The following is a 17,659-nucleotide window of genomic DNA, read 5'->3' on the forward strand; positions in this document are numbered from 1 at the left end:
GCGCTACATCGCCCGCAGGCGCAGGTAGCGCTGGACGTCGGTGCGCGACTCCCACGCGATCCAGCCGACGCCGCCGAGCAGGCCCAGCAACAGGATCTTCTTGGTCATGACGCTCCCACCTCGGTGAACGGACGGTGCTCGATCAGGCGCTCGACGATCCGGCCGACGGCGTCGACGGCCTCGTCCACGGCGGCGGCCACCGGCGGGCTCAGCCCCATGCCGGCCCCGACGTCGGCGGGCACGCAGCCCAGGACGAGCACGCGGTCGAGGCCGCCCTCGCCGACCCCGCGGGCCAGCGCGCCGACGAGCTCGAGGACGGCGTCGGGCTCCATGCCGTGCGGGTCGAAGGCGGCGTCGCCGGTGGCGGCCGTGAGGACGTGCTCGACGAGGGTCAGCGTCCCCGGCGCGCCCGCGGCTCGTGCCGCGTCGACGACGACCAGCGCCTCGTAGCCGTCGAGCACCTGGTAGGCGAGGTGCATCCCGCGGATGCCGACGTCGACGACCTCCACCGACGCCGGCAGCGTCTCGGGCGCGGCCAGCAGGCGCCGCGCCACCTCGGAGCCGAAGCCGTCGTCGGAGAAGAAGACGTTGCCCACCCCGGCGACCAGGATCTTCATGAGGGCCCCCCGTCGGCCAGCGCCAGTTCGTCGGGCCGGAAGTAGCGGAAGCGGCCGTGGGTGGCCTGCAGGTCGGCGCCCGGGTCGTCGTCGATCGACACGGCGACGTGGGTGCCGCCGTCGACGTCGCGCAGGACGGCCTGGACGGTGGCCGCCGCGCCGCGCAGGAACGTGTCCTGCGCGTCGCTGCCGCGGCCCGGCACGAGGATCACGGAGCTGCCGCGCGCGATCGGGCGGCCGTCGACGATCGCCTCGTCGGAGTCGGGGTCCACCGAGGCGTCGGCGCCCGGGTCCCACCACGGCGTGCCGGGGGTGGCGATCGTCGGGATGTCGTCCGGCGCGCGGCCGTCGGGGCGGATCGCGCCGTGCAGCCGCTCGAACATCGCCGGTCCCATGGCGTCGACCGCGTCGACGATGTGGGCGGCGCGCGGGTCGGTGGCCCGGGCCTCGCGCTTCTCGTCGTCGGTGAGGGCGAGGGTGCGCAGGGCGAGGATCTCGTCGTTCTCGGTGCCGTCGAACAGGTTCGTCGGGCTCTCCGGGGCGAGCTGCGGGTGGTCCTCGAGGATGATCGGCGTCGCGAGCAGCAGGGAGCCGTCGCCCGGTGGGCCCGCCAGCACCGGCCAGCTGTGCGCGTTGACGCACGCCGCCACGGCGGGCGCGGCCCACTGCGGCGGGTCGGCGCTGGAGAGGAACGCCCCGCGGTCGAGCCCCAGCACGGTGTGCGCCGAGATCAGGGCCGTGCGCAGGGCCTCTGCGCGCGGCGTCGACGGGTCGACGACACCGTCGTTGACGACGTCGAGGCGCAGCCGCAGCGCGCCGTAGGGCCCGGGGATCGGCTCGGTCGCGAGCACCACCCGCCCCGTGACGGCCTCGGCGCGCCGGACGAGGTGCCCGCGCCGCGCGCCCGTCGCGTCGCGGATCCACTCCGACGTCGTCCTGGCCGGGCACGTGACGTCGACCGTCAGCGGCGCTCCGGCCAGGGACTCGAGCGCGACGGCGGCGTCGACCTGGCGCGGCACGCCCTCCTCCCAGGCGGTGTGGGGGACCCCGTCGACCTCGAGGCGGTCGCGCTCGGTGCCGTCGAGGTCGACGATGCTCCGGCGCTGCAGGCCGAGGAAGCGCAGGCGCAGCCGGAGCGTGGCGCCGGGCCGGGCGTCGATCACGCACTCGGTACGGCTGGCCGAGGGCTCGGCGAGGGTCGCCGACACCGCCGGCGGCACGAGCACACCGAACTGCCAGCGCAGCGCGTTCTTCTGTGCCGAGGCGCGGTAGGGGTAGAGCAGGTAGCCCTCGAACAGGACGGCGTCGGCGACCGCGGCCACGGCGTCGAGGGGGTCGGCGGCGGTCATGGCTCGTCACCCGCGGCCGCGAGGAGAGCCGTGAACGTCTGCTCCCACGTGGGCAGCGCCCGCGCCGCCCGCCAGGCGCTGAGCTCGGCGAGCGTGTGCTCGGGCAGCCGGAGCCACGCCATCCCGTGCTGGTGGGCGTCCATCATGTCCGTCCACACGGCCACCGGCAGCCGGAACGTGGCCTCCGAGTGCCACGGGACGAGCCCGATCTGCACCCCCGTCGGCGCTTCGTAGAAGACGGTGCCGCTGAACAACAGGCGCATCGGGGCGTCTCCGTCGTCGCCGACGCCGCGGAAGTACCGGGTGGTCGCGACGTCGGTGTCGAACGTCAGCGGGACCTCGAACACGACCTCCTGCTCGCCGGAGAACGACGGCGTCACCGTCGACACGGTCGCCAGCTGCATCGGGTTCAGCGTGCGGCCCCAGCGCGACGGGTCGCCGAACAGCTCGACGAGGCGCTCCTGCTGGTCGGGGGAGTAACGCCGGGCGGCGGGCTCGAGCCGGATCTGGGCGCGCAGGGCGAGGGCGTGCACCCGCGTGCCCGTGGTCTCGGTGACCGTGGTGTGCAGCCGCAGGGTCGGGCCGGCGGCCTGCGGGTCGTGGTCGGCGTGGGTCACCGCGAAGCCGAACGCGGGTCCCGGGGCGGCGCGGGGGAAGGGCAGGGTCATCTGCTCGGCCCTCCTCGGTGGCTGCCCCCCACGTCGCGGGCCCGGGCGCGGGCGTCGTCGAAGAAGCGGTCGATGTGGTTCCACGCCTCGGCGCCGCCGTCGAACCCCCGCCAGTGCCGCCGGACCAGGCCGACGAGCCGGTAGCAGGCGTCGACGGGCACGAGCAGGCACTCCGAACGGGTGGTGTCGTGCCGGACGAGCAGCGCCTCGACGTCGGGCTCGAGCATCGTGCCGAGCCGTCCGGCGCCGACCCCGTCGACGAACTCCGACAGGTCGAGCTCGCTCTCGGTCGCCCCCGCCGGGCTCGGGTAGCAGGCCACCACGGCGTCCTCGCGCAGCGAGTTGCGCAGGAAGAACGCCATCCCGACCGGGATCTGCAGGGCGTCCCACTGCGCGTCGCCGAGGCTGAACTCCGGGTCGTACCGGTAGCGGTCGGGCACCGTCCGGTACGCCGTGCCGGCCATCTCGCGGGGGCGGTCGACGAAGAGCAGCGCGCACGGGCGGCACGCGCACTTGAGCGCCCGGCCGGCGACGTCGACGAGGTGCGGGTGCTCGGGCGCGACCTCGGCCGCGCACAGCTCGCAGCGCTCCACCGCCGGTTCGACCGGCGGGGCCTCCCGGGGCGCCAGGAAGCGGCGCAACGAGGCTGTCACGACCCCGCCACGGAACTCGGGGGCCGCACCCCGATCTGCAGCAGTGCCGGTCCGGCGGGCTCGGTGACGAACTCGACGGCGACGACCTCCGGGGCGAGCTCGGACACGGCGGTCCGGACGACGTCGCGGACGGTGTCCGACGACGAGCCGCAGCCCGGCGCCAGCGCGACGTGGACGGTGCCGGTGTGGGTGTCGACGCGCTCGAGGCTGATGCCGGAGCCGTGGTGGCCCAGGCGCCGCCGGGCCGTGTCGATGCCGTGGCCGACCCGCGTCGGCAGGTCGACCGGGTGGAGGTCGTGCAGGGCGAGCAGCGCCGCCACCAGGGGATCGGCGGCGAGCCGGTGGACCAGCGCGCCGCCCGACCCGAGCCGGACGATCGACACCATCTGGGCCAGGCCCGCGCCGTAGAACTCCATGAGCACGCGCACGAGGTCCTCGCCGGCCTCGCGCGCGGCGGGGTCGGCCGACATCCCGTCGAGCAGCTCGGCGATGGTCTCGGCGACCCGCTCGGCCTCCGGCGGCTCCATCAGGGCAGGTTCAGCTGGGTCGGAGACGTCTCCCGGTGCAGCTGTTTGCCGTTGCCGAGGTACATGTGCACCCCGCACGGCAGGCAGGGGTCGAAGCTGCGCACCGCGCGCATGATGTCGATGCCCTTGAAGTTGTCGGGGCCGTTCTCCTCGAAGATCGGCGTGTTCTGCACGGCGTCCTCGTACGGGCCGGGCGTGCCGAACTTGTCGCGGACGCTGCCGTTCCACGGCGTCGGCGGGTACGGGTGGTAGTTCGCGATCTTCCCGTCGCGCACCACCATGTGGTGCGAGAGGACGCCGCGGACGGCCTCGGTGAAGCCGACGCTCACCGACTCGTCGGGCACGACGAACGACTCCCAGGTCTTGGTGTTCCCGCCGCGGACCTCGGCGAGCGCCTTCTCCAGGAAGTGCATCGCGGCCGCGGCCGCGTAGGCCTGGAAGTAGGTGCGGGCGCGGTCCCGCTCGATGGCGTTGGACAGCGGACGCCCCTGCTTGTCCACCGGCGGGGTCCACGTGAACGTCGTCTCGGGCTTCGACACCGTGCGCGGGAGGTTGAGCTCGACGCTGTGCCCCGTCGACCGGACATAGCCGCCGGCGTCGACCAGTCCGGCGAGCGCCGTGACCCAGAGCCGGGGCAGCGGACCGCCGCCGGTGTCCATCGCGAGGTGGTCCGTGCCGTCGAACCAGCGCGGCGACATCGTCCACGAGTACTTGTCGTCGAAGTCGCGCTTCTGTGGTGCCGGGATCGTGTGCTGGTTCCAGGGGTGGTCCATCGAGACCGGGTTGCCGAGCGGGTCGCGGTCGACGAACTTCTCCTGGTCCTCCCAGCCCCGGTAGAAGGAACTGCCCAGCAGGATGCGGATGCCGAGGTTGATGTCGACGAGGTCGGTGGTGACGAGCTTCCCGTCGACGATGACCCCGGGGGAGACGAACATCTTCCGGCCCCAGTGCGACATCGTCGTGTAGTCGAAGTCGCAGTGCTCCGGGTCGTTGAACGCACCCCACGAGCCGATGATGACGCGGCGCCGCCCGACCTCCTCGTAGCCGGGAAGGGCCTCGTACATGAAGTCGAAGAGGTCGTCGTGCATCGGCACGACCCGCTTCATGAACTCGATGTACCACATGAGCCGGGTCATGTAGTCGGTGAAGAGCTGGATCGTCGCCACCGTGCCGACCCCGCCCGGATAGAGCGTCGACGGGTGGACGTGCCGCCCCTCCATCAGGCAGAACATCTCGCGCGTGTAGCGGGAGACCTTCAGCGTCTCGCGGTAGAACTCGCCGGTGAACGGGTTGAGGGCCCGCATGATGTCGCCGATGGTGCGGAAGCCGTGGTCCTCGGCGTGCGGGCTCGGCGTCCGGTTCGCGAGTTCGAGGACGCCGGGGTTCGTGTCCGCGACCATCTTCTCGCAGTAGTCCACGCAGGCGAGATTGTCCTGGTAGAGGTTGTGGTCGAACATGTATTCGGCGGCCTCGCCGAGATTGATGATCCATTCGCCCAGGTGCGGGGGCCGCACCCCGTAGGCCATGTTCTGGTTGTAGACCGAACAGGTCGCGTGGTTGTCGCCGCAGATCCCGCAGATCCGGCTCGTGATGAAGTGCGCGTCCCGCGGGTCCTTGCCCTTCATGAAGATGGAGTAGCCACGGAAGATCGACGACGTCGAATGGCACTCGGCGACGCGTTTCGCCGCGAAGTCGATTTTCGTGTAGATGCCGAGACTGCCGACGATGCGCGTGATCGGGTCCCACGCCATCTCGACGAGGTCGGTCTTCTTGCCGGTCGTGCTCTTCGGTGCCACGGCGGTCATCGCGGGCATCCCTTCGGCGTGGTGGTCGTCCGGGGTCGTGCGCGCGTCAGAACGCGGTGGGCCGGTATCCGGTGGTCAGTTGGCGCCCCGGGCGACGCCAGCGCGGTTCCTTGTCGACGGTCTTCGCCGTGATGTCGCGTAGCTTGCGGATCACCACGCCGTAGGCGCCGCTGGCGGCGCCGGAGACCTTGCTGCCCGGCGGGGCGTCCATGAACGGCATGAACTTGTCCGGGAAGCCGGGCATCGTGCAGCCGATGCAGATGCCGCCCACGTTGGGACAGCCGCCGACGCCGTTGATCCACCCGCGCTTGGGCACGTTGCACTTCACGACCGGGCCCCAGCAGCCCAGCTTGACCAGGCACTCCGGGGACCCGTACTCGGTCGCGAACTGGCCCTGCTCGTAGTAGCCGCCGCGGTCACAGCCCTCGTGCACGGTGGCGCCGAACAGCCACGTCGGACGGCCGGCCTCGTCGAGCGGGATCATCGGGGCGTCGCCCACGGCCTGGTAGAGCAGGTAGAGGATCGTCTCGGAGAGGTTGTCCGGGTGCACCGGGCAGCCCGGCACGTTGACGATCGGCAGGCCGGCGGAGGACTTCCAGTCCCAGCCCAGGTAGTCCGCGACGCCCATCGCGCCGGTCGGGTTGCCGGCCATGGCGTGGATGCCGCCGTAGGTGGCGCACGTCCCGACGGCGAGGATGCCCAGCGCCTTGGGGGCGAGCCGGTCGATCCACTCGCTGGTGGTCATCGGCTGCCCCGTCACCGGGTTGTTGCCGAAGCCGCACCAGTACCCCTCGGACTTGATTGACTCGTTGGGGATCGAGCCCTCGATGACGAGGACGAACGGCCCGTCCAGCTCGCCGCGCTCGGCCTTGAAGAACCAGTCGATGAACGACTGGGAGCCGCCGACCGGCCCGGACTCGAAGTCGATCAGGGGCCAGTGCACCGCGACCGTCGGCAGCCCGGGGAGCGCGCCGAGCGCGATCTCCTCGATGCTCGGCTGGGTGGCCGCGGTGAGGGCCACCGAGTCCCCGTCGCACGACAGTCCGGCGTTCATCCAGAGGATGTGCACGGTGGTGTCGCGGTGGTCGGCGAACGTCGTCACGAGGTCCCCCAGCTGGTCGAGGGCGAGCCAGCAGGTGGTGGGCTGCCGACCCAGAGAGGCTGACAGTGACGCCGGTCACCGGTAAGTGACGCGATCACCTAGGTGCGCCGCCGGAAGGCGTACGACGGAGGCATGAGCACCGCCGACAGCAACATCGACAAGGCCCGGGAACTCCAGCGTCTCCACAGCGACCCCGAGCTGCTCGTGGTCGTCAACGTGTGGGACGCGATCACGGCGACCACGGTCGCGAACACCCCCGGCACGAAGGCCCTCGCCACGGCGAGCCACGGCATCGCCGCCTCGCGCGGCTACCCCGACGGCGAGGTCATCCCGCGCGACGAGATGATCGCCGAGGTCGGGCTGATCGCGCGCCAGACCGCGCTGCCCGTGAGCGCCGACCTCGAGGCCGGCTACGGCGACCCGGGCGGCACGATCGCCCGCGCCATCGACGTCGGGATCGTCGGCGCGAACCTCGAGGACCAGCTCAAGCCGCTGTCCGAGGCGGTGAAGGCCGTCGAGGCGGCCGTGGCGGCGGGCGAGAAGGCCGGCGTGCCGTTCGCCCTCAACGCCCGCACCGACGCGTGGGTGCGCGGCGGCGACCGCGACCCGAAGGTCATCCTCGACGACGCGATCGAGCGCGGCCGCGCCTACCTCGAGGCCGGCGCGACGTCGTTCTTCGTGCCCGGCAAGCTCGACGAGGAGACGATCCAGGCGCTCGTCGCCGCGCTCGGCGAGCAGAAGGTGAACGTCATCGGCGTACCCGGGGTGCCGAGCACCAAGCGCCTCGGCGAGCTCGGCGTCGCCCGCTGCTCGTTCGGCCCGTGGAGCCAGAACGTCGCGCTCACCGCGTTGGCCAAGCTGGCCGAGGACGCCTACGCGGGCGGCGGCCTGCCCGACGGCACGCGCAAGCTCAACTGACCCGTGAGCGAAGTTCCCGGCTATAGCCGGGAACTTCGCTCACGTACGGGCGGCCAGGAAACGGCCCATGCGCTCGAGGGCCTCCTCGAGCAGGGGGAGCGCGGTGGCGTAGGAGCAGCGGACGTGGCCCTCGCCCGAGGGGCCGAACACGTCGCCCGGCACCACCGCGACCTTCTGCTCCTCGAGCAGCTGCTCGGCGAAGTCCTGCGACGACAGCCCGCTCGAGCGGATGGACGGGAACGCGTAGAAGGCGCCGCCGGGCTCCGGGCAGCTCAGCCCCAGTTCGTCGAGACCCTTGACGAACAGCCGCCGGCGCCGGTCGTAGTCGGCGACCATCTCGGTGACGTCGGGGTCCGCGCTGCGCAGCGCCTCGATCGCCGCAACCTGGCTGACGTGCGGCGCGCAGAGCATCGTGTACTGGTGGATGCGGTGCATCAGCGCCGCCAGCGGCTCGGGCGCGCAGACGTAGCCGACCCGCCAGCCGGTCATCGCGTAGGACTTCGAGAAGCCGTTCAGCACGACGGTGCGGTCCCAGGCGCCCGGCACCGCCGCGGTGCTGGTGTGCGTGTCGGTGTAGGTCAGCCGGTCGTAGATCTCGTCGCTGACCAGCCAGAAGTCCTCGCGCTCCGCGAGCGCCACCAGCGCGGTGAGGTCCGCGGCGGACTGCGCGGCGCCGGTGGGGTTCGACGGCGACCCGAACAGCACCGCCTTGGTCCGCGGGGTCACCGCCTCGGCGATCCGCTCGGCATCGAGCCGGTAGCCCTGCGCCGGGTCGCTGGCCACCGGCACGGCCACGCCGCCCGCGAAGACCACGCACGGCTGGTAGGCCACGTACGACGGCTCCGGGACGATCACCTCGTCGCCCGGGTTCAGCAGCGCGCGCAGAGCCAGGTCGAGGCCCTCGGAGACGCCGGAGGTCACCAGGCACTCGTCGGCGGGGCGGTAGCTCGTGCCGTGGCGCGCCTCGAGGTCGGCGCAGATCAGCTCGCGCAGCTCGAGCAGCCCCGAGTTGCCGGTGTAGGTGGTGGCCCCGCGGGTGAGCGCGTGGATCGCCGCCTCGCGCACGCCCCACGGCGTGGGGAAGTCCGGCTCGCCGACGCCCAGGGTGATGACGCCGGTCATCGTCTGGGCGAGGTCGAAGAACTTGCGGATGCCCGAGGGCGGGCAGGCCTCGACGACCCGCGACAGGGGCTTCTGCGGCACACCCATCAGGGCATCACCGACAGCCGCTGGTCGGGCTCGGGCTCGGTGAGCAGCTGGTGGTCGTCCTTGTAGCGGCGCAGCAGGAAGTGGGTGCTCGTCGCGGTGACGCGCTCGACGCCCGACAGCTTCTGGGCGACGAAGTCGGCGACCTCCTTCATCGAGGAGCCCTCCACCTCGACCCGCAGGTCCTGCGCGCCGGACACGAGGTGCACCGCCCGGATCTCCCGGAACCGCGCGATCCGCTCGGCCACGTCGTCGAACCCGCGACCCCGCTCGGGGGCGACGGTGACGTCGACGAACGCGGTGACGCGCTCGTCGCCCAGGCGGTCCCAGTCGACCACCGTCTTGTACCGGCGGATGACGCCCTCGGCCTCCCAGGCCACGATCGCCGCGCGCACCTCGTCCTCCGCGATCCCGGTGAGCGCCGCGATCCGTTCCGGCGTGGCGCGGGCGTCGGCCTCGAGCACGGTGAGGATCTCGCGCATGGGGAACGACCCTAGTCGTCCACCGTCGTTCCCGGCCTGCGGAGGCGCACCGATGCCCGTCCACCTCGTCGCCACCGGCGGCACCATCGCCAGCACCGGCTTCCCGGGCCCGCTGCGCGCCGCGCGCGACGGACGCGCGCTCCTGGACGCCGCGGGAGCGGACGCCGACGTCGCGGTCACCGACCTCGCGACCGCCGGGAGCTTCGCCATGGGCTGGGACGACCTCCGACGGCTCCGCACCGCGGTGGCGACGGCCCTCGACGAGGGTGCCGACGGCGTCGTGGTCACCCACGGCACCGACACCATGGAGGAGAGCGCGTACGGGCTGGACCTCCTGCTCGCCGACCACCGCCCCGTGGTGCTGACCGGTGCGCAGCGCGCCGCCGACGAGCCCGGCGCCGACGGCCCGGCGAACCTGCGGGCGGCGCTGACCCTGGCGTCCGACCCGCCGCGCGGGGCGACGGGGTGCTCGTCTGCTTCGACAACGAGGCGTTCGCGGCCCGTGGCGTCGCGAAGCGTCACACCCTCGCCGCCGGCGCCTTCGGCGGATCGGTCGTGCACCGCGTGGTCGACGGGACGGTCCGGCGCGTGACCCGGCCGGAGCGGCGCCCCGCCCTGCCGGCCCCCTGCCCGCGACCGAGACCGACCCGCCGCGCGTCGACGTCGTCGCCGCCCACCACGGCGCCGACGGGACGCTGGTGCGCGCCGCCGTCGCCGCGGGCGCCAGGGCGTCGTGCTCGCCGCCGTGGGCATCGGCAACGCGAGCCCGGACGTCGTCGCGGCGGTCGGCGAGGCCGTCGACGCCGGCGTGGTCGTGCTCGTCGCGAGCCGTGTCCCCGAGGGTCCGGTCTCGCCGCGCTACGCGGCCGGCGGCGGCGCGCTGGTCGACCGTGGGGGGCTGCTCGCCGGCGACCTGAGCCCCTGGCAGGCCCGGATGCTGCTCGGCCTGGCCCTGGCGGCTGACCCGGCGTCTCCGCGGGCACTCCTCGACGAGCACCTGACCTGAGGAGGAACCGTGGCCAAAGAGATCTTCGTGGCGTTCGGGGTGGACGTGGACGCCGTCGCCGGCTGGCTCGGCTCGTACGGGGGCGAGAACTCGCCCGACGACATCTCGCGCGGGCTGTTCGCCGGCGAGGTCGGCGTCCCGCGGCTGCTCGAGCTGTTCCGCCGCCAAGGCATGACCCAGACGTTCTTCTGGCCCGGCCACTCCGTCGAGACCTTCCCGGACGAGTTCGACGCCTGCGTCGCCGCGGGCCACGAGATCGGCGTGCACGGCTACAGCCACGAGAACCCGCTGGCCATGTCCCGCGAGCAGGAGGAGACGATCCTCGACTACTGCGTCGAGCTGATCGAGCGCCGCAGCGGGCGCCGTCCCACCGGCTACGTCGCGCCGTGGTGGGAGTTCAGCCGCGTGACCAACGAGATCCTCCTCGACCGCGGCATCCGCTACGACCACTCGCTCATGCACCGCGACGTGACGCCGTACTACGTCCGCGTCGGCGACACCTGGACGCCGATCGACTACGACCAGCCGGCGGAGAGCTGGATGAAGCCCCTCGAGCGCGGGCACGAGACCGACCTCGTCGAGATCCCGGCGAACTGGTTCCTCGACGACCTGCCCCCGATGATGTTCATCAAGGGCAGCCCGAACAGCCACGGCTTCGTCAACCCGCGCGACATCGAGCAGATGTGGCGCGACCAGTTCGACTGGACCTACCGCGAGTGCGACTACGCGGCGTTCACGATGACCATCCACCCCGACGTCTCCGGGCGCCCGCAGGTGCTGATGGCCCTCGAGCGGCTCATCGAGCACATGAACGGCCACGAGGGCGTGCGCTGGTCGACGTTCGACGCGATCGCGCAGGACTTCGTCACGCGGTCCCCCCGCCCCGCCTGATGTGCCCCGCCTGATGTGCGGCGCCTGCGGATCGGGGCGGGTCCGCGCCCCGTGGGAGGACACGCTCGGCCCGCCCGACCCCGGCGCGGCCCGGCGGCGCGCGGCCGCCCTCACGCGCTGGCTGGCGCCCTGGCGCTGGACGGTCGGGGCGTGGGCCGGCGGGTACACGCTCGCCGGACCGCACGGGGCCCTCGCGCCCGCCACCGGGATCGACGAGGTGATCGACCGGGCGCGCGCCGCCCGGCCCGACGCCCTCCGTCGGCGCTTCCGGGCGGCCACGGAGGACGACGCCGACACGGGCCTCGCCCTCGCCGAGGCCGTCGTGCGGGTCTCGGTGGCGACGCTGTACGGCGGCGGTCCGCTGGTCCTCACCGGCCCCGATCCCGGGGCCCGGCGCCGTCTGCGGGTCCGTGGCGGCGACCTCGACGTCGTCCCGTGCGACGCCACGACCTGGAGCGTGTCGGGAGCCTCAGTACCGTTCGGGGCGTGAGCGACGACGGGCTGTTCGAGGTCGAGGTGCCGGAGGCGCCGGTGACGGGCCCCGATCCCAGCCAGAGGGATCTTGGCCGCCCGGTGACCCGTGGCGTGGTCGACGACCGCCCCGCCCCCACCAGCGGGGACGGGACGCCGCTGGCGGTCCGGATGCGCCCCGCGAGCCTCGACGAGGTCGTCGGCCAGGACCACCTGCTCGCGCCGGGAGCGCCGCTGCGCCGCCTCGTCGAGGGGGCGGCGCCGGCGTCGGTCGTCCTGCACGGGCCGCCCGGCACGGGCAAGACCACGCTCGCCCGCCTGATCTCCCAGGCCACGGGCCGGGCGTTCGAGGCGCTGTCCGCGCTCAACGCCGGGGTCAAGGAGGTGCGCGGGGTCATCGAGGTCGCCCGCCGCCGCCTGGCCGCCGCCGAGCCGCGGCGCACGGTGCTGTTCATCGACGAGATCCACCGGTTCTCGCGCACCCAGCAGGACGCGCTGCTCGCCGCCGTCGAGGACCGCGTGGTGCTGCTCGTCGGCGCCACCACCGAGAACCCGAGCTTCTCCGTCGTCGCCCCGCTGCTGAGCCGCAGCCTCGTCCTCGGCCTGCACGCCCTCGACGACGAGGCCGTCGGGCTGCTGCTCGACCGGGCGGTCGCCGACCCGCGCGGGCTGGGCGGCGCGGTGACCCTGGACCCCGACGCCCGCGCCCACCTCGTGCGGCTCGCCGCGGGCGACGGCCGGCGCAGCCTCACCGCCCTCGAGGCCGCCGCCGACGCCGTGGGGAACGCCGGACCCCTGACCCTGGCCGACGTCGAACGCGTCGTCGACGAGGTCGCCGTGCGCTACGACCGTGCCGGCGACCAGCACTACGACGTCATCTCGGCGTTCATCAAGTCGATCCGCGGCTCGGACCCGGACGCCGCCCTGCACTACCTCGCCCGCATGATCGTGGCGGGGGAGGACCCGCGGTTCATCGCGCGCCGCCTCGTCGTCCACGCCAGCGAGGACATCGGGCTCGCCGACCCCACCGCGCTGCCGGCCGCGGTCGCCGCCGCCCAGGCGGTGCAGCTGATCGGGCTGCCCGAGGCCCGCATCAACCTCGCGCAGGTGACGATCCACCTCGCGACGGCCCCGAAGTCCAACGCCGTCATCACGGCCATCGACGAGGCCATGGGCGACGTCCGCCAGGGCGCCGCCGGGCCGGTGCCCCCGCACCTGCGCGACGGGCACTACGCCGGGGCCGAGGCCCAGGGGAACGCGGTCGGCTACGTCTACCCGCACGCCGACCGCGCCGGGGTGGTCGCCCAGCAGTACCCGCCCGACGAGCTCGTGGGCCGTGACTACTACCGCCCGGCGGGCCGGGGCGACGAACGGAACCGCGGCGAGCGGCTGGCCCGGCTGCGCGAGGTGGTGCGGGGAGGCGGGCCCGAGCGGTGAGGTCCCCAGGTACGCCCCCCGGAAGCACCCGTGGCCGGCATCGCTGCGAGCCCGCCTCGTCGTAGCCTTCCCGTTGTGATCCCCGACGGTTCGCGACGCGGCGTCCGCCGCTGTCCCGGACACCGTCCGGACGCGCATGACCTGCGACGACGCCGACGCCCCGGACAGGCGGCGCGGTGAGCCCCGGCGACACGCCCGCGCAGTTCTGCGCCGACTTCCTCGCCGCGATGCAACGACGCGGGGTCTCGTTCCGGCGTGCGGAAGGGCTCTCGGGCTGGGGCAAGTCGACGATCGCGGCGGCGACGCGCGGGCCCGGATTGCCGAACGTCGACCTCGTCACCGACGTGCTCGCCGCGATCGGCGTCGAGGCGGCCGACGTCGAGGGCTGGCGGGTCCGCCACGAGGCCCTGCGGGACACGGCCCCCGCCGCACCGCCGGAGCCCGGGCACGCCCCCGGGCCACCGACCGCACCGCGCACCACCCGGCGGCGCGTCGAGATCGCGGTGTTCGCGGCCCTCGTCGTGCTCGTCGTCGGCCTCGCGACCGCCCTCGTCGTCGTGCTGGCGAGCCCGCCGACCGTCGAGACCCGCACCGTCGTGGTGCAGAACAAGGTGGCGATCGGGGAGGGGCAGCTGGTCGAGGACCGCACGCCGTCCTACCTGGGGGAGCGGCCCGTCGCACGCTGCGCGAACGTGCCCGGCTGCAAGATCCCCGGCACCGACGTGGGGACCGGTGCCACGGTCGTCGCGGTCTGCCAGCTCACGGGCGAGTCGATCACCAATGCCGACCTCACGTCGACGAGCATCGGCCAGAACCCGAACGCGGCCGTCTCGGAGCTCTGGCTGGGCGCTCGGGCGCCCGACGGGCGGGTCGGCTACATCTCCGAGGTCTACCTCGCGCCGGCCTACCGCGGGGGTCTCGGACTGCCGCCCTGCTGATCACTGGGCTGATCACCGTCCCCCCGAGAGGCCCGGACGGCGCACGGTAACCTGCCGCCACCTGCGCCAGGTGTCGGCCGACGACCCTGCCCCTTGGGTGGTGTCGCCGGGCGGCGGTCCGGGGACCTGTATCGCACCCAGCACCGAGGAGGACCCGTGTCGGTCGGCCAGATCGCGGCGATCATCGCCGCGGGGGCGTTCGTGATCCTGGTGGTGCTGCTCGCCATCCCGTTGATCAAGCTCGGTCGCACGCTCGACGAGGCCACGATCGCGATCCGCAAGACCCACGAGGGCACCGAGCCCCTGCTCTCCGACGCCGGGGTCACGCTCACCACGGTGAACACCCAGCTCGAGCGCGTCGACGGCGTCACCGCAAGCGCCCAGGCCGTCGCGGCCAACACCAAGGCGCTGAGCACGCTGTTCACCGCGACGCTCGGCGGCCCGCTGGTCAAGGTCGCGGCGCTGTCCTACGGCCTCCGCAAGGCCCAGCAGGCCCGACGGCTGAAGAACGCCCCGCCCCCGAAGAAGTCGAAGCGGAGTGCCCGCGCATGAAGCGTCTGTTCTGGGTCGGTGTCGGGGTGGCCGTCGGGGTCACCGCGACCCGCAAGGTCAACGAGTTCACGCAGAAGGCCACGCCGGCGGGGATCGGCACCAGCCTCGGCGAGGGGCTGCGCGAGCTCGGCGCCGGGCTCGGGGCGTTCGGCGCCGAGGTGCGCGCCGGAATGAACGAACGCTCCGAGGAGCTGTACGCGATGGTGGAGGACACGACGGAGATCCCGGTGCGGCCCGAACCCGCCTCGGACGCGCGTCACGCGCGAGCGCCACGGCGGGGAGCTTCGCACGCCCGCTGAGGCCCCCGCGCCCGCTCGCCCCCACCCGCATCTCTGCGAAGCAGGACAGACGTGCAGACCCACGAGATCCGCCGACGTTTCCTCGCCCACTTCGAGAACGCCGGCCACACCCCCGTCCCCAGCGCCTCGCTGATCCTCGACGACCCGACCCTGCTGTTCGTCAACGCGGGGATGGTGCAGTTCAAGCCGTACTTCCTCGGCGAGGCCCCGGCGCCCTACGACACGGCCACGTCGATCCAGAAGTGCGTGCGCACCGGGGACATCGAGAACGTCGGCCACACCACCCGCCACAACACGTTCTTCCAGATGGCGGGCAACTTCTCGTTCGGTGACTACTTCAAGGAAGGCGCGATCCGGCACGCCTGGACGCTGGTCACCGGCACCCTGGAGGACGGCGGCTTCGGCTTCGACCCGGAGCGCATCTGGGTCACCGTCTTCGAGAACGACGACGAGGCCGAGCGCCTGTGGCAGGAGGTCGCCGGCCTGCCGCCCGAGCGCATCCAGCGCCGCGACGGGCGCGACAACTACTGGGACATGGGCATCCCCGGTCCCGGCGGTCCGTGCTCGGAGATCTACTACGACCGCGGTCCCGAGCACGGCCTCGAGGGCGGCCCGGTGGTCGACGAGGACCGGTACGTCGAGATCTGGAACCTCGTCTTCATGCAGGACATCCGCGGGGAGGCGAGCCCGAAGTACGGGGCCGCCCCCATCGGCGAGCTCCCGCAGAAGAACATCGACACCGGGCTCGGCGTCGAGCGCGTCGCGTTCCTGCTGCAGGGCGTGGAGAACGTCTACGAGACCGACCTGCTGCGCCCGGTGATCGACCGCGTGCAGGAGCTCTCGGGCCGCTCCTACGACGAGGGGACCGAGGAGCAGGGCGTCCGCTTCCGGGTCATCGCCGACCACGTCCGCACCGGCGCCATGCTCATCGGCGACGGTGTCGTGCCGGGCAACGAGGGCCGCGGCTACGTGCTGCGCCGCCTGTTGCGCCGCGTCGTGCGCAACGCCCGGCTGCTCGGGATCACCGAGCCGGTGCTCGTCGACCTGGCCGGGGTCGTGCGCGACGCCATGGGCCCGTCGTACCCGGAGATCGTCACCTCCTACGAGCGGATCGCCGCCGTGGTGCGCCGCGAGGAGGAGGCCTTCCTCGCCACGCTCGCCACCGGCTCGCGGATCTTCGAGTCGGCGGTCTCCGAGGTCCGGGCGTCCGGCTCGACGACGCTGCCCGGGTCGAGCGCCTTCGCCCTCCACGACACGTACGGCTTCCCCATCGACCTGACCCTCGAGATGGCCTCGGAGGCCGGGCTCGAGGTCGACGAGGGCGCCTTCCGCTCGCTGATGGACGAGCAGCGGTCCCGGGCCAAGGCCGACGCCGCCGCCCGCAAGCACGGCGGGGCCGACGCCAGCGCCTATCGCGAGGTCCTGGAGCGCACCGGGCTCACCGACTTCCTCGGGTACTCCGACCAGCGCGCCGACGCCACGATCGTGGGGCTGATCGTCGACCACGTCGGCGTCCCCGCCGCCACCGAGGGCGACGACGTCGAGGTCATGCTCGACCGCACCCCGTTCTACGCCGAGGGCGGCGGCCAGCAGGCCGACACCGGCCGGCTGTTCGGCGACGGGTTCACCATCGAGATCACCGACGTGCAGACCCCGGTGCCCGGCCTGTCGGTGCACCGCGGTCGCGTCCTGCACGGTGAGGCCACCCTCGACGCCCCGGTCTCGGCCCAGATCGACGTCGAGCGCCGCGCCGCGATCTCGCGCGCGCACACCGCGACGCACCTCGTGCACGCCGGGATGCGCAAGGCCCTCGGCGACTCGGCCGCCCAGGCGGGGTCGCTCAACGCCCCCGGCCGGCTGCGCTTCGACTTCACCTCGTCGGAGGGCGCGGTGCCGGCCAGCGTGCTCGCCGACGTCGAGGACGAGGTCAACACCGTGCTCCTCGGCGACGACGAGGTGCGCGCCTTCGTCACGTCGATGGACGAGGCCCGCAAGCTCGGCGCCGTCGCCCTCTTCGGCGAGAAGTACGGCGACGCCGTGCGCATCGTCGAGGTCGGCGAGTACTCCCGCGAGCTCTGCGGCGGCACGCACGTCGGCCGCTCCGGCCAGCTCGGCCTGGTCAAGCTGATGGGCGAGGGCTCCATCGGGTCCGGTGTCCGCCGCGTCGAGGCCCTCGTCGGCATCGACGCCTTCCGGTTCCTGGCCCGCGAGCACGTGCTGGTCAACCAGCTCGCCGAGCAGTTCCGCGCCCAGCCCGAGGAGCTGCCCGAGCGCATCGGCGGGGTCGTCGACCGCCTGCGCGCCGCGGAGAAGGAGCTCGAGACGATCCGGGCCCGCGAGGTGCTCTCCTCGGCGGGGTCGCTCGTGGACGGCGCCGAGGACGTCGGCGGGATCGCGCTCGTCGCCGCCCGCACGCCCGAGGGCGTGGGCGGGGGAGACCTGCGCTCGCTCGCCGGCGACGTGCGCGGGCGGCTGCAGGCCCGGCCGGGCGTCGTCGCGCTCTTCGCGCCCGACGGGGACAAGGTCTCGTTCGTCGTCGCCACCACCGAGGGCGCCCGCGAGCGCGGCCTGGCCGCCGGCGACCTGGTCAAGGCCTTCGCGCCCGCGGTGAACGGCCGGGGCGGCGGCAAGCCGGACCTGGCCCAGGGCGGGGGCAGCGGTGTCGGCGGGATCGACGACGCCATCGCCGCCCTGCGCGCGGAGGTGGCCCGCGCTGGCGGCTGACAGCGGCCGGCGCC

19 protein-coding genes and 1 pseudogene are annotated in these 17,659 nt (G+C 73.4%); 10 read left to right on the forward strand and 10 right to left on the reverse strand.

Annotated elements, in window-relative coordinates; genetic code table 11:
• Positions 1-3 precede the first annotated feature (3 nt).
• Genes ACQPYN_RS16440 through ACQPYN_RS16475 form a run of 8 tightly spaced genes read right to left on the reverse strand, consistent with a single transcriptional unit; the run spans position 4 to position 6,673 of the window.
• Positions 4-108, reverse strand: a complete 105-nt coding sequence (locus ACQPYN_RS16440) for a DUF6893 family small protein (protein WP_420791802.1) — start codon at positions 106-108, stop codon at positions 4-6.
• A complete protein-coding gene (locus tag ACQPYN_RS16445) occupies positions 105-617 on the reverse strand; it encodes a hydrogenase maturation protease (RefSeq protein WP_433024787.1) in 513 nt (170 codons plus the stop codon). Before ACQPYN_RS16445 ends, ACQPYN_RS16440 begins: the two co-directional genes overlap by 4 nt.
• Entirely contained in the window at positions 614-1,966 is a 1,353-nt protein-coding gene (locus tag ACQPYN_RS16450) for a hypothetical protein (RefSeq protein WP_433024790.1), read from the reverse strand. Before ACQPYN_RS16450 ends, ACQPYN_RS16445 begins: the two co-directional genes overlap by 4 nt.
• Positions 1,963-2,634 (reverse strand): DUF6084 family protein, encoded by a 672-nt coding sequence (locus ACQPYN_RS16455; protein WP_433024793.1) that lies wholly within the window; start codon positions 2,632-2,634, stop codon positions 1,963-1,965. Before ACQPYN_RS16455 ends, ACQPYN_RS16450 begins: the two co-directional genes overlap by 4 nt.
• On the reverse strand, positions 2,631-3,287 hold the full coding sequence (locus tag ACQPYN_RS16460; RefSeq protein ID WP_433024796.1) for a DUF5947 family protein: 657 nt from the start codon (positions 3,285-3,287) through the stop codon (positions 2,631-2,633). Before ACQPYN_RS16460 ends, ACQPYN_RS16455 begins: the two co-directional genes overlap by 4 nt.
• Positions 3,284-3,814: a NifU family protein gene (locus tag ACQPYN_RS16465; protein ID WP_433024799.1), complete on the reverse strand. Its 531-nt coding sequence runs from the start codon at positions 3,812-3,814 to the stop codon at positions 3,284-3,286. Before ACQPYN_RS16465 ends, ACQPYN_RS16460 begins: the two co-directional genes overlap by 4 nt.
• Complete coding sequence (locus ACQPYN_RS16470) at positions 3,814-5,619, reverse strand: nickel-dependent hydrogenase large subunit (RefSeq protein ID WP_433024802.1); 1,806 nt, start codon at positions 5,617-5,619, stop codon at positions 3,814-3,816. Before ACQPYN_RS16470 ends, ACQPYN_RS16465 begins: the two co-directional genes overlap by 1 nt.
• A 46-nt stretch (positions 5,620-5,665) precedes the next feature.
• A complete protein-coding gene (locus ACQPYN_RS16475) occupies positions 5,666-6,673 on the reverse strand; it encodes a hydrogenase expression protein HypE (protein WP_433038914.1) in 1,008 nt (335 codons plus the stop codon).
• Between the two features lie 180 nt (positions 6,674-6,853).
• Between ACQPYN_RS16475 and ACQPYN_RS16480 the strand changes: the two genes are divergently transcribed.
• Positions 6,854-7,639 carry an isocitrate lyase/PEP mutase family protein gene (locus ACQPYN_RS16480; protein WP_433024805.1) on the forward strand — a complete coding sequence of 262 codons (786 nt, stop codon included), beginning with the start codon at positions 6,854-6,856 and terminating at the stop codon, positions 7,637-7,639.
• Positions 7,640-7,678: 39 nt separating this feature from the next.
• Here the strand turns inward: ACQPYN_RS16480 and ACQPYN_RS16485 are convergent, their stop codons facing one another.
• Both ACQPYN_RS16485 and ACQPYN_RS16490 read right to left on the reverse strand, forming a co-directional pair.
• Complete coding sequence (locus ACQPYN_RS16485) at positions 7,679-8,848, reverse strand: aminotransferase class I/II-fold pyridoxal phosphate-dependent enzyme (protein WP_433024808.1); 1,170 nt, start codon at positions 8,846-8,848, stop codon at positions 7,679-7,681.
• Positions 8,848-9,327 carry an Lrp/AsnC family transcriptional regulator gene (locus ACQPYN_RS16490; RefSeq protein ID WP_433024811.1) on the reverse strand — a complete coding sequence of 160 codons (480 nt, stop codon included), beginning with the start codon at positions 9,325-9,327 and terminating at the stop codon, positions 8,848-8,850. Before ACQPYN_RS16490 ends, ACQPYN_RS16485 begins: the two co-directional genes overlap by 1 nt.
• 52 nt (positions 9,328-9,379) lie before the next feature.
• On the opposite strand from ACQPYN_RS16490, the gene ACQPYN_RS16495 reads away from it, so the two are divergent.
• From ACQPYN_RS16495 to alaS, 9 genes and pseudogenes are all read left to right on the forward strand, one after another.
• Positions 9,380-9,919 (forward strand): asparaginase domain-containing protein, encoded by a 540-nt coding sequence (locus ACQPYN_RS16495; RefSeq protein WP_433024814.1) that lies wholly within the window; start codon positions 9,380-9,382, stop codon positions 9,917-9,919.
• A gap of 138 nt (positions 9,920-10,057) precedes the next feature.
• Positions 10,058-10,333, forward strand: a pseudogene (locus ACQPYN_RS16500) (asparaginase); the annotation flags it as partial.
• A 9-nt stretch (positions 10,334-10,342) separates the two neighbouring features.
• Positions 10,343-11,224 (forward strand): polysaccharide deacetylase family protein, encoded by an 882-nt coding sequence (locus tag ACQPYN_RS16505; protein WP_433024817.1) that lies wholly within the window; start codon positions 10,343-10,345, stop codon positions 11,222-11,224.
• Positions 11,225-11,237: 13 nt separating this feature from the next.
• A complete protein-coding gene (locus ACQPYN_RS16510; protein ID WP_433024820.1) occupies positions 11,238-11,714 on the forward strand; it encodes a hypothetical protein in 477 nt (158 codons plus the stop codon).
• Positions 11,711-13,132 (forward strand): replication-associated recombination protein A, encoded by a 1,422-nt coding sequence (locus ACQPYN_RS16515; RefSeq protein WP_433024823.1) that lies wholly within the window; start codon positions 11,711-11,713, stop codon positions 13,130-13,132. The genes ACQPYN_RS16510 and ACQPYN_RS16515 overlap by 4 nt, the downstream gene beginning before the upstream one ends.
• Positions 13,133-13,308: 176 nt before the next feature.
• A complete protein-coding gene (locus ACQPYN_RS16520) occupies positions 13,309-14,070 on the forward strand; it encodes a hypothetical protein (protein ID WP_433024826.1) in 762 nt (253 codons plus the stop codon).
• Positions 14,071-14,226: 156 nt separating this feature from the next.
• On the forward strand, positions 14,227-14,622 hold the full coding sequence (locus tag ACQPYN_RS16525) for a DUF948 domain-containing protein (protein WP_433024829.1): 396 nt from the start codon (positions 14,227-14,229) through the stop codon (positions 14,620-14,622).
• Entirely contained in the window at positions 14,619-14,921 is a 303-nt protein-coding gene (locus tag ACQPYN_RS16530; RefSeq protein WP_274186743.1) for a hypothetical protein, read from the forward strand. Before ACQPYN_RS16525 ends, ACQPYN_RS16530 begins: the two co-directional genes overlap by 4 nt.
• Before the next feature lie 51 nt (positions 14,922-14,972).
• A complete protein-coding gene (gene alaS, locus ACQPYN_RS16535; protein ID WP_433024832.1) occupies positions 14,973-17,645 on the forward strand; it encodes an alanine--tRNA ligase in 2,673 nt (890 codons plus the stop codon).
• Positions 17,646-17,659 lie beyond the last annotated feature (14 nt).

Source organism: Actinomycetospora sp. CA-053990 (assembly GCF_050948445.1).
Lineage (GTDB): Bacteria > Actinomycetota > Actinomycetes > Mycobacteriales > Pseudonocardiaceae > Actinomycetospora > Actinomycetospora callitridis.